At 48.9% G+C, this 13,951-nt stretch carries 13 protein-coding genes; all 13 read left to right on the plus strand.

What is annotated here, in order from left to right:
• Nucleotides 1-11 precede the first annotated feature (11 nt).
• Nucleotides 12-419 (plus strand): nucleoside-diphosphate kinase, encoded by a 408-nt coding sequence (gene ndk / locus PJDR2_RS06380; RefSeq protein WP_015842840.1) that lies wholly within the window; start codon nt 12-14, stop codon nt 417-419.
• Nucleotides 416-1,066: a fructose-6-phosphate aldolase gene (fsa, locus tag PJDR2_RS06385; RefSeq protein ID WP_015842841.1), complete on the plus strand. Its 651-nt coding sequence runs from the start codon at nt 416-418 to the stop codon at nt 1,064-1,066. The genes ndk and fsa overlap by 4 nt, the downstream gene beginning before the upstream one ends.
• A 213-nt stretch (nt 1,067-1,279) precedes the next feature.
• Complete coding sequence (locus PJDR2_RS06390) at nt 1,280-2,035, plus strand: YveK family protein (protein WP_015842842.1); 756 nt, start codon at nt 1,280-1,282, stop codon at nt 2,033-2,035.
• 102 nt (nt 2,036-2,137) lie between these two features.
• The gene (gene galU / locus PJDR2_RS06395; RefSeq protein WP_015842843.1) at nt 2,138-3,025 is read left to right on the plus strand and encodes a UTP--glucose-1-phosphate uridylyltransferase GalU; all 888 of its coding nucleotides are present in this window, start codon (nt 2,138-2,140) and stop codon (nt 3,023-3,025) included.
• 12 nt (nt 3,026-3,037) lie between these two features.
• Nucleotides 3,038-3,727 carry a sugar transferase gene (locus PJDR2_RS06400; RefSeq protein ID WP_015842844.1) on the plus strand — a complete coding sequence of 230 codons (690 nt, stop codon included), beginning with the start codon at nt 3,038-3,040 and terminating at the stop codon, nt 3,725-3,727.
• A gap of 29 nt (nt 3,728-3,756) precedes the next feature.
• Nucleotides 3,757-5,133 carry a sugar phosphate nucleotidyltransferase gene (locus PJDR2_RS06405; protein ID WP_015842845.1) on the plus strand — a complete coding sequence of 459 codons (1,377 nt, stop codon included), beginning with the start codon at nt 3,757-3,759 and terminating at the stop codon, nt 5,131-5,133.
• Nucleotides 5,134-5,287: 154 nt separating this feature from the next.
• Nucleotides 5,288-7,495, plus strand: a complete 2,208-nt coding sequence (locus PJDR2_RS06410; protein ID WP_015842846.1) for a glycosyl hydrolase family 28-related protein — start codon at nt 5,288-5,290, stop codon at nt 7,493-7,495.
• 153 nt (nt 7,496-7,648) lie between these two features.
• On the plus strand, nt 7,649-8,413 hold the full coding sequence (locus PJDR2_RS06415; RefSeq protein ID WP_015842847.1) for a YveK family protein: 765 nt from the start codon (nt 7,649-7,651) through the stop codon (nt 8,411-8,413).
• Nucleotides 8,388-9,077, plus strand: a complete 690-nt coding sequence (locus PJDR2_RS06420) for a CpsD/CapB family tyrosine-protein kinase (protein ID WP_015842848.1) — start codon at nt 8,388-8,390, stop codon at nt 9,075-9,077. Before PJDR2_RS06415 ends, PJDR2_RS06420 begins: the two co-directional genes overlap by 26 nt.
• Before the next feature lie 44 nt (nt 9,078-9,121).
• Nucleotides 9,122-10,048, plus strand: coding sequence for a glycosyltransferase family 2 protein (locus PJDR2_RS06425; RefSeq protein WP_015842849.1), 927 nt, complete (start codon nt 9,122-9,124; stop codon nt 10,046-10,048).
• Entirely contained in the window at nt 10,024-11,451 is a 1,428-nt protein-coding gene (locus PJDR2_RS06430; RefSeq protein ID WP_015842850.1) for an O-antigen ligase family protein, read from the plus strand. The genes PJDR2_RS06425 and PJDR2_RS06430 overlap by 25 nt, the downstream gene beginning before the upstream one ends.
• Entirely contained in the window at nt 11,426-12,577 is a 1,152-nt protein-coding gene (locus tag PJDR2_RS06435; RefSeq protein WP_015842851.1) for a glycosyltransferase family 4 protein, read from the plus strand. Before PJDR2_RS06430 ends, PJDR2_RS06435 begins: the two co-directional genes overlap by 26 nt.
• A gap of 14 nt (nt 12,578-12,591) precedes the next feature.
• On the plus strand, nt 12,592-13,941 hold the full coding sequence (locus PJDR2_RS06440) for an oligosaccharide flippase family protein (RefSeq protein WP_015842852.1): 1,350 nt from the start codon (nt 12,592-12,594) through the stop codon (nt 13,939-13,941).
• The last annotated feature ends 10 nt before the right edge of the window (nt 13,942-13,951 follow it).

The following is a 13,951-nucleotide window of genomic DNA, read 5'->3' on the forward strand; positions in this document are numbered from 1 at the left end:
AAGGAATGGAAATGGAACGAACCTTTGTCATGGTGAAGCCCGATGGTGTGAAGCGTGGATTAATCGGCAGCATAGTAGCAAGATTCGAGCACAAAGGCTTTAGGCTCATACAGGCCAAATTGATCGAGATCGATACGCCGCTGGCAGAGCGCCATTACAGCGAGCACGCGGCGAAGCCTTTCTTTGGCGAACTCGTCGAGTTCATTACTTCCGGTCCTTCTTTCGCCATGGTCTGGGAAGGCCCCGGTGCCGTAAAAAACGCCCGTACCCTAATCGGCCGCACGAATCCTACGGATGCCGATGCCGGTACGATTCGCGGCGATTACGCATTAAGCGTAGAGAGCAATATAGTTCATGGCTCCGATTCCGTTGAGAGCGCGGAACGCGAGATCGGGATGTTTTTTGGCGGACAGCTATGAAGTTTTTCCTTGATACGGCTAATGTCGAGGAAATCAGAAGAATTGCAAGGCTTGGCCTCGTTGACGGGGTAACGACGAATCCGTCCCTGATAGCGAAGGAAGGCCGTGATTTCAAAGAAGTTATCCAGGAAATTGCAGGTTTTATTCACGGTCCAATCAGTGCGGAGGTTATAGGAACTACTTCGGAAGAGATGCTGATGGAGGCTTTTGATATCGCGGATTGGGCGCCAAATATCGTCATTAAGCTGCCCATGACCGAGGATGGTCTGTATGCAACTCGCGCCTTGTCGGAAAAAGGCATTAAGACCAATGTGACGCTGATTTTTACGGCCGCACAGGGTCTCATAGCTGCCAAAGCAGGCGCAACCTACATCAGTCCCTTTGTCGGCCGCCTGGATGACATTGGTACGGACGGCATAGGACTAATTAGGGATCTCCGGACGATCCTTCATACCTATGGGATGCATGCGGAGATTATCGCGGCAAGCATCCGCCATATCGGGCATGTCGAGCAGGCTGCGCTGGCCGGAGCGCATATTGCAACGATTCCCGGAGCGCTGCTGCCGTCCCTTTGGAAGCATCCGCTTACGGATGCCGGCATTGCGAAATTCCTTAGCGATTGGGACAGCAGAAAGCCAAATTCGTAGACTATAAAATGACCAGAAACCCTCATCAAACGGGTAACCGTTTGCATGGGGGTCTTCTTTTTGTTGGAGTGCTTCTCCGCAACAATCCGTCGCAAAATTATGAAAACCGTTGAAAAAACTATTGACATGATACGATTTGTATCTTAAAGTAAGGTATACAAATGTTGATACGAATTGTATCTAAAGTCCTACAAGGCTGCAGGAGGGAAGCGAGTGGAACTTAAGCAGTATGCTCAGATCCTATTAAAAAAATGGTGGCTGATTGCCGCCATCGTTATTGTTGCTGTCGTTGCAACCGGCGTTAAAAGCTACTTATTTACAACCCCGATTTATCAAGCCAAGGCTACCCTGATCGTCAATCAATCTCCCCAGCAAGCCGGCGTGGAAGCACTGAATCTTGGTCTGCTGCAGTCCAATGTCATGCTCATCAATTCCTATAAAAAAATTGTTGAATCGGCCTACATCATGGAAAAGGTTGTCGAGCAGAATCCAAGCCTGGGCATTACCGCGGATCAATTATCGCAAAAGGTGAAGGTAGAATCCGCTGACGAATCACAGGTGATGGACATCATGTATACCGGCGCCTCATACAAAGAAGCCGCCCAAATCGTAAATACGGTATCCGCAATCTTCAAGGATCAAATTCCTCATATCATGAAGGTTGATAATGTAACCATTCTCGACAAAGCGGACGAGAAGGATATTCCTAGCCCGATCAATAACAGCCCAATCTTGAATATGCTGATCAGCCTTATCGTCTCTTGTATGCTGGCAGTCGGCATCATCTTCCTGCTCGATTATCTTGATGACACGATCAAGAACGAAGCGGAAATGCTGCAAACCTTGGATTTGCCGGTTCTTGCACTGATCAATAAGATCAATAAGCAGGACATGGGACTAAAGAACAAGCCGAACGTCAAGATGAAAAAAGAGCTCAATGAAGCTACTTATGCGACTCTTAACCAATAAGGAACAATCGAATAAAGGATTTGGTTTGGCAGCCCTAGACCTATAAGTCAGGGCTTGTATTTTATAGAGATATTATATCGGATAGGTGAGGGTGAGAGAGTAATGAATAAGGTGAAAAAGGCTATTATTCCTGCTGCCGGACTCGGAACCCGGTTCCTTCCGGCAACCAAAGCAATGCCGAAAGAAATGCTGCCGATCGTCGATAAACCTACGATTCAGTACATTGTGGAAGAAGCAATTGCATCCGGCATTGAAGATATTATTATCGTAACGGGCAAAGGAAAGAGAGCGATCGAGGATCATTTCGATCATGCTTTTGAGCTTGAGCATAATTTGTTCAGCAAAGGCAAATTCGATCTGCTGGACGAGGTTCGGCGCTCTTCCAACGTGGATATTCATTATATCCGTCAAAAAGAAGCACGCGGGCTCGGTCATGCGGTATGGTGCGCACGCAATTTTATCGGAGATGAGCCGTTTGCCGTTCTGCTTGGGGATGACATTGTTCAGTCCCATGTACCTTGCGTGAAGCAATTGATTGAGCAGTACGAACGGACAGACCGTTCCGTCATAGGGGTTCAGACTGTTCGTGAAGACCAGACACACCGGTATGGCATCGTAGATCCTATCGAGAGCTTTGACCGGCTGTATCAGGTAAAGCGGTTTGTAGAAAAGCCTGCCAGAGGACAGGCGCCTTCCAATCTTGCGATTATGGGGCGTTATATTCTGACACCGGAAATATTCGACTGTCTGAAAAACCAGGAAGAAGGCGCCGGAGGAGAAATCCAGCTCACCGACGCGATTCAGAAGCTGAATGAGTTGCAAGGCGTATATGCGTATGATTTTGAAGGAACCCGCTATGATGTTGGAGAGAAGCTTGGTTTTATAACAACCACGATCGATTTTGCCCTCAGAAACGATGAACTCCGTATTCCCCTGCTCGCTGCTATGGAAGAAATGATGCTGCGGGAGCAGTCCAATAAGATAAATTAGAGGTGAATGTTGATGGCTCCGACTCCTCAGCAAAATGATCTCGATGCAGTCTTTGATGCAGCAACCATATATACGGCCTACGAGCGTCGGCCTCTTCGTGTCTACATAATGGTCAAACGCGGATTTGACCTCATTGCCGCCAGCTTGGGGTTAATTCTGCTTTCCCCGCTTTTTTTTCTTGTCGCTTTATTAATTAAGCTTGAGAGTCCTAAAGGATCGGTCTTTTTCTATCAGACACGGGTTGGCCGCAACGAACAGACGTTCAGGATGTATAAATTCCGCTCCATGGTAGCTAATGCCGAGGAAATGCTTGATAGTCTGCTTAGCCAGAACGAAATTAAAGGCGCCATGTTCAAGATGAAGGAAGACCCCCGGATTACAAAGGTTGGCAGGTTCATCCGCAAAACAAGCATTGACGAGCTTCCTCAACTGTGGAACGTCATCCGCGGAGACATGTCGCTGGTAGGTCCGCGTCCTGCCTTGCCGCGTGAAGTAAACGAGTACACAAGCTACGATAAACTTCGCCTCAAAGTATTGCCTGGGTGCACGGGATTATGGCAGGTCAGCGGGCGCAATGAGCTCAGCTTTAAGGAAATGGTCGAGCTTGACCTGAAATATATTGAGGAGCGGGGATTCCTGCTTGATCTAAAGCTGATGCTGCTTACGGTAAGGGTCATGTTCGGTTCCAAGAACGCTTACTAGACGCTTCAGCGAAACGGAGGGGGATTGGAATGAAGCTTGTCCTGTTATCGGGCGGATCGGGAAAAAGGCTTTGGCCGCTTTCCAATGACGCCCGCTCCAAGCAGTTTCTGAAGGTGCTCGAGGATGAACAGCATCAGCTAGTGTCGATGGTACAGCGGGTATGGGGCCAAATTACGGAGCGGGGTCTAGGGGATAGCAGCTTTATTGCTACCGGCAAATCCCAGATAGAAATGATGCATAATCAGATCGGCCGCCATGTGCCCCTGATTATCGAGCCGGAACGCAGGGATACGTTTGCGGCAATTGCCTTAACGGCTGCTTATCTCTATTCGGAGAAAGAAACCGGACTGGACGAAGTGATTGCGATTCTTCCGGTTGATCCATACGTGGAAGGCCGTTTTTTTGATGAGGTCAAGCAGCTTGAGGCTGTTTTGAACGACTCGGGAGCTAATCTCGCCTTGATTGGCGTCAAACCAACCTATCCTTCCTCCAAATACGGTTATATCGTGCCCTCTGCATCCGGCAAACAGGATGAAGCCGGTTACCGTCAGGTGAACCGGTTCGAAGAGAAGCCGTCGGAAGAACGAGCGGCTAGATTGATTGAGGAATATGACGCGCTCTGGAATTGCGGCGTATTTGCGTTCAAGCTTGGCTTTCTGATCGGGCTGCTGGAACAAAAGGGTTTGCCTCTTCATTATAAGGAGCTTGTCCGGCAATATCATACCCTGCCGAAGGTCAGCTTCGACTATGAAGTGGTTGAGCGGACTGAGCATATCGTTGTCCGTCCGTATGAAGGGTATTGGAAGGATCTTGGAACCTGGAATACATTAACGGAAGAAATGGGCAACCGTCTCATCGGCAAAGGGATGATCAGCGAGGATAGCGTAAACACTCATCTGATTAACGAGATTGATATCCCCGTCTCCATTCTTGGTTTATCCAATGTGGTAGTGGCTGTAAGTCCGGACGGCATTCTCGTGGCGGACAAAAGCGCGAGCCCGCGGGTAAAGGACTTCATTAATTATAATCAAGGGCCGATGTTCGAGGAGCGGAGCTGGGGCTGGGCGCGGATTCTGGATGATCAGCGTTACGATGACGGCCGATTGGTCGTGACGAAGCGGGTAGGAATTCTGCAGGGCCGCAACATCAGCTATCAACTGCATATTAACCGGGAAGAGGTATGGACCATCGTAAAGGGCGAAGGCGAGTTCATCCAGAACGGTAATTATATGCGGGTGAAGGCGGGCAATGTACTTCATATTCCGATGAAGACGCTGCATAGCATTCGGGCGATGTCCGAGCTTGAGATTATCATAGTGCAATCCGGCAACGGGGATGAAGACAGCCGAATTGTCGAGCTGTACAATACCTGGGAAGAAGTCGAAGAGCATTGTACGAATATGTAGGGGTACACCATATCGCATTGGCGCATTCTTCTCCATACGGAGGGCAATGCGCTTTTCTATTATATAAATCTAATCTATCGAAAAGGGCTATTCGCGGTTGCCGTTGCTAGATTGGCTGCATATATGGAAGGAGGAGAAGAAAGGAGGAGGATGTATGGCGACAGGCAAAACAAGCAACATGGGCATGAACAGCTGGGGAACATCCGAAACGGTCAAACCATCCGAATTGAACGCAAATTTTACTGCACTCGACAACGAGCTTGGTGCGCGGGGGTTAAACATTCGCTGGAAGGGGGCTGATGCCAGCGGTGCTGCCGGCAGCTATAATGCTCTCCTCGCGGCTGTTAATGACACGGCAACAACAGCGATTTTTGTTCCGCCAGGCGTATATCTGATCGAGAAGAGCATTACGATACCCGCTAACAAAAGGCTGGAGTTCGCACGCGGCGCGCGGCTGAAGCCGGCTAAAGGGATTACGATTACTGTAAACGGAACCATTGCAGCCAGTCTCTATGATTGGATCTTCGACATTACGGCGGGAGGAACCATTGCGGGAACGCCAAAGGTAGGCGATATCTATCCAACGTGGTTCGGCGCGGCAGGCGACGGGGTTACGGACGACACGGCGGCATTCCAGGCAGCGATGGCGATCTGCAACAAGAAGTACAGGATCTTTATTCCGGTGGGTAAATACCGGATTCGGCAAACGATAACGAATAACTCCCGCGGAATGTACGGGGCGGCTACTTTTCTGGATGACGGCCAATCCGGCTCGCTGCTGCTCTGGGATCCGATTGATACAAAGACCGATTTGCTTCCTTGTATCCGTATTGAGAACGCGGGAATAGACGCGAATTTTGAGGACTTTGGCATCTATGGCACGGTAGCGTACGGCACAGCGAATCTAGCGACTTGGGTAAACAAAAGCTTGTTCGACCAAAGCCTGTATACGATGTTTGCGGCGGGAACGGCAGCGATCGAGGTGGCAGGCGGAGCAAGACCCATTTTCCGCTGTGTTGCAACCCGCCAGGTAAAGGTCGGCCTGCTGCTCAACAGTACCGACGGCCATGTGACATCTTATGACTGCTCCTGGAATGGACTCATCGGCATGTATTGCATGCGGAACAGCGAAGATTATTTCATTCAGGGCGGCATGGTGTCGGGGGCATTCTGCGGCCTGATGATTGGCGTCAGAGAGCATGCGGGGCATTATGGAGGAATGGCGGTTACGTTCCAGCGTGTTCACATGGGTTATTCGCCTTATGGCATTTATCAGGTGATCGACTCGAATTCTATGCCGGATGTGGTAAACGGGATTTACGGCACCTTCGAATCGGTGCGGTTCGAATATGTCGGCGAAGCTGCGATGAAGCTGCTCCCAGCCTCTTTATCGATAGGACTTTCGATTTCAGGCTTTGGGATGTCCTGGTCGACTCTTAATTCGTCGGCTACGGAATTTGCCTTGCCGGACGCACTGAAGGCGCGAAATACGAAGCAAAGTTATGGGGCCTACTTCGGCACTGTGGCAAACTGCGATTTTAAAGATACTGAAGGAACGGTTATGCTGTCGGGTGCGCCTGGTCAGCTTGGTACGGCGTATATCGAATATTTGGGCGATGATGTCATTCTGACAGGGCTGCAGCCGGAATATTGCGTTATTGAAGAGCGCTATATCGATACGTCGCTTCAATACTCCACTCCGCTGCTTGTCGGGCAATCGATCCGCGCCAAAGCCAATAATCCGCTTGGGCATGGAAACCTCATCCAGAATCCAGAACTGCTGAAGAACTGGACGACAACGGGTGCGGCGCTATCCATCGTAACCAACTTAGGCACGCTTCCCGTACCTTTCTCCGCAGAGATGAAAACTTACGTGGACAAGGGCATTTCTGCGGTTTTGAAAATTACGCCAAACGGCAACAGTCCGTATGTCGCCATACCGTTTAATCCGATTCCGCTTGCCGTTGATACAAATCGTTACATTTCTTTTGAATATTATGTTCTTTCTCCACAGGCGCGCTGCCGCAGCCGGTTGGAATTTGGCAGCTCGATGACGCTATACGATTTCACCTTCGACGTGACGGTTAATCAATGGACGAAGATCACCTGCAATGAACAATATGCGCCTAACTCCAATGCCTATTCTGCCTCGTTCTTTGATCTTTCCCCAAGCGCGCCGACTTATATCGCGGCCGTCATGGTCGCATATGATTACAACGCAGCGTACTCTCCATACAATCATGCCTACGCGAAAGCTGCCATAGAGAGCGGAGATGCCTTTATCCTGACCGACAAAACGACGGGGGCAAGAGGCCGTATCGAGCTTGTAAACGGGAAATTGCAAGTGACAATGTTGTCTTAACAAGCGTATAAATGTTCTTGAAAATGAGGAAGCCAGTTATTCTGCGTATGCCGGGATAACTGGTTTTTTCATATAGATTAAGCTTGACATGCTACTAATTGTATCATAAAGTTATATACATAATGTATCAAGAAGCCTTGGCGGAGGTGCAAAGTGGAGATTAAACAATACTTTAGAATTGTGCTAAAAAAGTGGTGGCTTATCCTAATACTCGTTCTGCTTGCAAGTGTGATTTCGGGGATAAAAAGCTCCTTTTATACGACACCGATCTATGAAGCCACGGCTAAACTGATCGTCAATCAATCCTCAGGTGCGTATCAGCAAGGATATCCCGATGTCGGACTGCTTCAGAGCAACCTGATGCTAATGGATTCCTACAAAGAGATTATCAGCTCCGCTGCCATACTCGATAAAGTAGTGGAGAAAAACCCTAGCCTCTCAGACTCCTCATACGAAATGTCCAAAATTTTGCAAGTCTACTCTTACGAGAACTCCCAGGTGCTTAACCTGACGTATCAAGCCACTTCTTATGAAAGCGCGGCTGAGACCGTTAATGCGATCTCGCTCGTGTTCAAGGAAGAAATTCCGAAAATTATGAATGTCGACAACATTACGATTCTTAATGAAGCAAAAGTGAAGGATACCCGTCCTCATAATCCGGTCAATATCAATCTCGTAACAAGCATTCTGGTTGCTTTTGTGCTGTCCCTGCTTGCTTCCGTTGCATTGGTCTTAATTCTTCACTTCCTGGACGACACCTTGAAGAGCGAAGAAGAATTGAAAGAAGTGCTCGGCATTCCGCTCCTTGCAGCAATGGGCAAGATGAAAAAGGAAGATTTACGCGGACGGCGCGGAGAGCAAGTCTTAATTCGTAAGGAAGCAGGTGGTGACAATGTCTATGCGTCGATCAACCAGTGACAACCGTTTAGTTGTCCTGCTTAACCCAAGCTCGCCGGTAGCAGAGGCGTACCGGACGCTAAGAACCAATATTCAATACTCTTCTGTAGATGCGCCGATTCAACTGTTAATGGCCGCCTCAGCCCAATCGGGTGAAGGCAAATCAACCGTGATTTCAAATTTGGCAGTAGCCTACGCTTTGGAAGGAAAGCGCGTACTGCTCATTGATACCGATCTTCGCAAGCCAACGATCCACCGAATCTTTTCTCAGACGAACAGGCAGGGCCTTACCAATCTGTTGACCTCTCAAAGCACTCTGCAAGAAGTCATCAAGGATGGCGGAATTGATAATTTGGAAATCATCACTTCCGGACCTACCCCTCCTAATCCCGCGGAACTGCTGGGATCACACCGGATGAAGGTCATTCTTGAAGAGCTCAGGGCACGATATGATCTGATTCTGTTCGATACCCCTCCTGTCCTTCCCGTCACGGACAGTCTGATTATGAGCTCTTATTGTGACGGCGTTCTTCTTGTTATTCATGCGGGGAAAGTGAAGAAGGCGTATGTCCGCAAAGCGAAGGAAAGGCTGGATTTTGTACAGTCACGAATTATAGGAGCGGTATTTAACCAAATGAAACGGCAAGATATCGCTTTTGTGAAATATTACGGAACTTCGAAGTAACAAGCAAGTAACAAATTTTCGCAGGAAGGATAAGTGAATGACTCATGAAGATCAGTGTCGTCATCCCGTCCTATAAGCGTGTAAGCAGCTTGAAAAGTGGCTTGGAAGGATTGTTCAACCAGCAGAGGCTGCCGGATGAAATCATTGTTGTCGCAAGAGATTCGGATCAGGAAACGATCGAATTCCTCTCCGGACATCCTTCCGAGCTGCTGAGGCAGGCCATTGTACATAAGCCGGGAGCGGTGGCAGCATTAAATGAGGGCTTCGGGCAAGCCTCCGGCGACATCATTGTCATGACGGATGACGATACGGTTGCTTATCCTGACTGGCTGGAACGAATCGAAAAGCATTATGGCATGGATCCCCGGCTGGGGGCTCTTGGAGGAAAGGACTGGGTCTATCATTCCGGCAAGCTGGAATATGGTCAGTCGGAGGATGTCGGAAAGTTGTATTGGTTTGGTAGGATGTCCGGCAATCATCATATTGGAATCGGGAAGGCCAGAGAAGTTGATATTCTGAAAGGGGCCAATATGAGCTTCCGCAAGGAAGCTATCCGTTCCATCGGATTTGACGACCGGCTCAAAGGCAGCGGCGCTCAGGTTCATTTGGAAATCGGCATATGTCTGCACGTGAAACAGGGAGGATGGCGCGTCCTTTATGACCCGAGCGTATGCGTTAACCATTACCCAGCTGAAAGATTTGATGAGGACAAGCGGAACGCCTTTAACGAAACCGCATGTATCAATATGGCACATAATGAAACCTACATCATCCTGAAGCATTCGGGCACATTCCGACGAGCATTCTATCTTCTCTACAGTATGCTCGTCGGCAGCAGCCCTTCACCCGGGTTGCTGCAAATGATTCGAATGGTTCCGCGTGAAGGCATTTCCGCCTTTCGGAAATTGCGCACGACATACACGGGCAGATGGGATGGTTGGAAAACGTGGAAAATGTGGTCAAACTCTTAGATAGTACCCGGATCATCTTGCTCAAGGGCATTAGTATTATCGCCGTTTTGCTTATGGTGCTGATCATTGGCTACCTAGCCGCCATGCATGATTATTTTGCTGGCTTGTGGCAGCTTTCGATTGTTATGGCCCTCACGTTGATTGGATGGTTCATCCAGCAGGTTAAGCCAGTCCTATACCTGCCCTATTTAATTGCGGTTTGGTCGATCTATCCAGAACTGAGGCGTCTGCTCGATTGGAGCTTTGGAGCTTACAGCGAGACACCGATCTTATCTACCGCCCCTTTGTTTGTAAGCCTCGTTATGCTGATCCCAATTGTCAAAAACTTCAGGAAGCTGTCAAAAACGGTACTCCGGATCGAAACGATCGCTCTCTCTGTACTTCTGTACGGATTTTTGATAGGCATCATTCAATTCGGCGGAATTGCCGCCAGCTTCGATCTAATCAACTATGCCACTCCGCTCCTCATTATTGCTTACGTTAATATTAGTCCGTTCCAAAGCCATACCAGGGACTTGCTGCTCAAAGGCTTTTCTTATATTGCCGTCCTTGTGGCTCTGTACGGCATCTATCAATATTTCCTTATCCCGCCTTGGGATAAGTTCTGGATGATTCATTCGGAGATGCTGTCGATCGGAAAGCCGGAGCCGCTTAAGGTAAGAGTGTTTTCGACGCTTAACTCTCCAGGCCCGGCAGGCGTGTTTTTCGGATTTGCCCTTGCGGTTATGACCATGAACAAAAAATGGCGTGCATTAGGCCTAATCGGAATGGTTATTGTCGCTTTCGGGTTTCTGCTGACGCTTGTTCGGAGCAGTTGGATCGCGCTTGCGGCGATGATTCTGGTCTATTTCCTGCAAGCCAAGTCTACCCATAAATTCAAGCTGATCGCTATCCTTGTCGTGCTGTTCTTATGTTATCAATTTATTTTGCCGGGATTACCCGGCGCGGAGACCATTACGAATCGATTTGATACTTTTGGCAATCTGAATAAAGATGTCTCCTATAACGACCGTCTTGCATTCTCGACATTCATTCTGGATTCGATATCGGTTAATCCGATGGGCAACGGCCTGGGCAGTACGGGCCTTAGCGCAAAGCTGAATGAAAATGCGATGCAGGTGTTTGATAACGGCTTTCTGAACATCTTTTATACATTTGGTTTGCCGGGAGGACTGACATTTCTCGGTTTCCTGATCTATCTTTCCATTCTCGCCTTAAAAAGAGATAAAAAGTCCAGTCAATATTACCATCTCGCATTTGCTTCGATGGCGGGTGCCGCAGTACTGCTTATGAGCAACAATTTCCTGCCGGGAAGCGGCGGGGCATGCTTATGGTTTCTTGTATCTATGATTTTCTTGCGGGGGGAGAAGGAGAATCATGAAAATCTGCTTCGTCACCCATAAGGTGAGAAAAGGCGATGGACAAGGCAGGGTGAATTACGAGGTTATTCTTGAAGCTATTAGACAGGGACACGAAGTTATGATTATCGCATCCGAGCTGTCGGAGGACCTCGCTGTGCATCCGCGGGTGGAATGGAAAAAGGTGTCCGCAGGCCGGTTGCCAACCGAGCTGCTTCGCAATCAGTTGTTTGCTGTCCGCACGACCTTCGAACTGTTATTGAGAAAGAGGCAGCTCGATCTCATCGTAGTGAATGGCTTTGTGACTTACGCAAGATCGGATATCAATTGCATTCATTTTGTTCATAGCGCATGGCTGGCATCACGCTATCATCCTTACCGGGAACGCAAAAGCCTCTCTACTTTGTATCAATGGATTTATACGGGTCTGAACCGCTATTTGGAGCAAAATGCAATGAAGCGTACCTCCGTTGTTGTTGCCGTGTCGGAGCGGGTCCGGCAAGAACTGATTCAGGATGCGGGTGTTGACGGGGAACGGATTGCGGTTATATGGAACGGCGTTGATCTGCAGGAATTCTATCCGGAGCGGGCAACACGCTCAGAGCTTCAGCTTGACGATGATAAGCTCTATGCCCTGTTCGCCGGCGATATAAAGTCATCGCGCAAAAATCTGGATACCGTCCTGAAGGCTCTAAGCAATGTTCAGGATGTCCGCCTGCTTGTCGTTGGTGATACGAAAGGAAGTCCGTATCCGAAAATGGCTGCCGAACTTGGAATAGCGGGCAGGGTACAATTCCTGGGCTACCGGACCAATATGGCCGATTGGATGTCGGCCGCGGATATGTTTGTTTATCCTTCCCGTTACGAGCCTTTTGCGCTTGTCCTGCTCGAGGCAATGGCAGCCGGCACTCCGGTCATTGCAAGCCGGATCTGCGGGGCATCCGAACTATTTGCTGATGAATTTGCAATAGGCATCGATGATCCGGATGATACGGAAGCCTTGACGGAAGCTATTCGGCACTTAGCGGCTGACCGGGAGCGGTTGAGGCGGATGGGCACTGATGCCAGGAGTGCGGCTCTTCAGCATTCCTGGTCGGGAATGGCCGTGCAATATGTGCGTTTGCTGGAGGAAGCAGCCGTCCGCAAGTCTGTACCTCTTGTAGAACCGTGAAAGGAAGCCGCAAAATGGCCCTATTAAATATACTGAAACGGAAAGATAGCTTCGGCTATATGGCGCAAATTTTCGCTTCCAATGTGTTTATTCTCGTTCTTAATATGCTGACGGGTATTATTGTTGCCAGATACCTAGGGCCGGAAGGACGCGGGGAGCAGGCTGCCATGATCATGTGGCCGCAGCTATTGTCCTATATTGTAACGCTTGGACTCCCTTCTTCGATCGTATATTACATGAAGCAAAAGGGCAGCAAACAGGGCTCTCTATACGTCGCCTCTCTGTGGATGTGCTTCACTCTTGGTATTTTCTCGATGATAGGCGGACTATTCTTCCTTCCCGAATGGATGAAAGGTTATTCCCCGGGAAAAGTCGAGTTTGCATGCTGGGCGTTAATTCTGATTCCGTTTAGTCTTCTTGGCGTTATTAACAATGCTGTGTTACAGGCGAGAGAAGAATACCAGCTGTTCAACCGGATTCGTTATCTGCCTAATATTATTACGCTTGTCCTGCTTGGCTTCATGGTTATCTCCGGACATGTCAATTCATTTTATTCTTCGGTTGCTTATCTTGCTCCAACACTGCCGATAACGCTGTGGACAATGATCAGGCTTCTCCGTATCTATTCGATTAAGCAGAAGGATATTATCGATTCTTCCAAACAGCTTGTCCAATACGGGATCCGCTCTTACGGAACCGACCTGGCAGGCACTTTATCTTTTTATATCGATCAGGTGCTGGTTGTAGGTCTGCTTTCCCCGGCTAGTCTAGGGATTTACCTCGTAGCACTCAGTCTGGCGAAAATGCTGGATGTTATCCAATCCTCGGTCGTATCCGTCTTGTTCCCGCAGGCGTCGGGACTGCAACGGGAGGAAGCGATCAGGCTCACGCTTAAAGTGTACCGAATCAGTACGGTGATTACGCTCGTTTTTGTTGCTGTAGTTATTCTTCTTGCCCCTTACGCCTTGCTTATCCTCTATGGCCACTCCTATGAGGGGGCAATCCCGGTGTTTCGGGTGCTTGTCTTAAGCACGGCTGTCGCAAGTGCGACATGGACGCTTGCGCAGGGCTATATGGCAACGGATAAGCCAGGGAGGGCGACACTCCTGAAGGTGCTGTCACTATTTATGAATGCTCTGTTCATTAACATCTTTACTCCTCACATGGGCATTATTGGAGCGGCTTATTCGTTGCTGTTGTCCGCATTCATTAACTTCTTGCTTATCTTGTTCCTGTATTCCTATGAGATGAAGCTGAAGTGGTCCTCTTTCTTCTATGACAAGGAAGACTGGATATGGATGAAAGAGATGCTGAGGAACAAGGGCAGGAGACATAAGGAAAGCAGCGAGGCGATTAGCGGATAAATAAGGATGA

Origin of the sequence: Paenibacillus sp. JDR-2, assembly GCF_000023585.1 — a bacterium.
GTDB lineage: Bacteria > Bacillota > Bacilli > Paenibacillales > Paenibacillaceae > Pristimantibacillus.

What these genes read in the sequence shown, in the direction of transcription:
- ndk (WP_015842840.1), top strand. Translation starts at nt 12, where the DNA reads ATGGAACGAACCTTTGTCATGGTGAAGCCCGATGGTGTGAAGCGTGGA.
- fsa (WP_015842841.1), top strand. Translation starts at nt 416, where the DNA reads ATGAAGTTTTTCCTTGATACGGCTAATGTCGAGGAAATCAGAAGAATT.
- galU (WP_015842843.1), top strand. Translation starts at nt 2,138, where the DNA reads ATGAATAAGGTGAAAAAGGCTATTATTCCTGCTGCCGGACTCGGAACC.
- PJDR2_RS06400 (WP_015842844.1), top strand. Translation starts at nt 3,038, where the DNA reads ATGGCTCCGACTCCTCAGCAAAATGATCTCGATGCAGTCTTTGATGCA.
- PJDR2_RS06405 (WP_015842845.1), top strand. Translation starts at nt 3,757, where the DNA reads ATGAAGCTTGTCCTGTTATCGGGCGGATCGGGAAAAAGGCTTTGGCCG.
- PJDR2_RS06410 (WP_015842846.1), top strand. Translation starts at nt 5,288, where the DNA reads ATGGCGACAGGCAAAACAAGCAACATGGGCATGAACAGCTGGGGAACA.
- PJDR2_RS06420 (WP_015842848.1), top strand. Translation starts at nt 8,388, where the DNA reads ATGTCTATGCGTCGATCAACCAGTGACAACCGTTTAGTTGTCCTGCTT.
- PJDR2_RS06425 (WP_015842849.1), top strand. Translation starts at nt 9,122, where the DNA reads ATGAAGATCAGTGTCGTCATCCCGTCCTATAAGCGTGTAAGCAGCTTG.
- PJDR2_RS06435 (WP_015842851.1), top strand. Translation starts at nt 11,426, where the DNA reads ATGAAAATCTGCTTCGTCACCCATAAGGTGAGAAAAGGCGATGGACAA.
- PJDR2_RS06440 (WP_015842852.1), top strand. Translation starts at nt 12,592, where the DNA reads ATGGCCCTATTAAATATACTGAAACGGAAAGATAGCTTCGGCTATATG.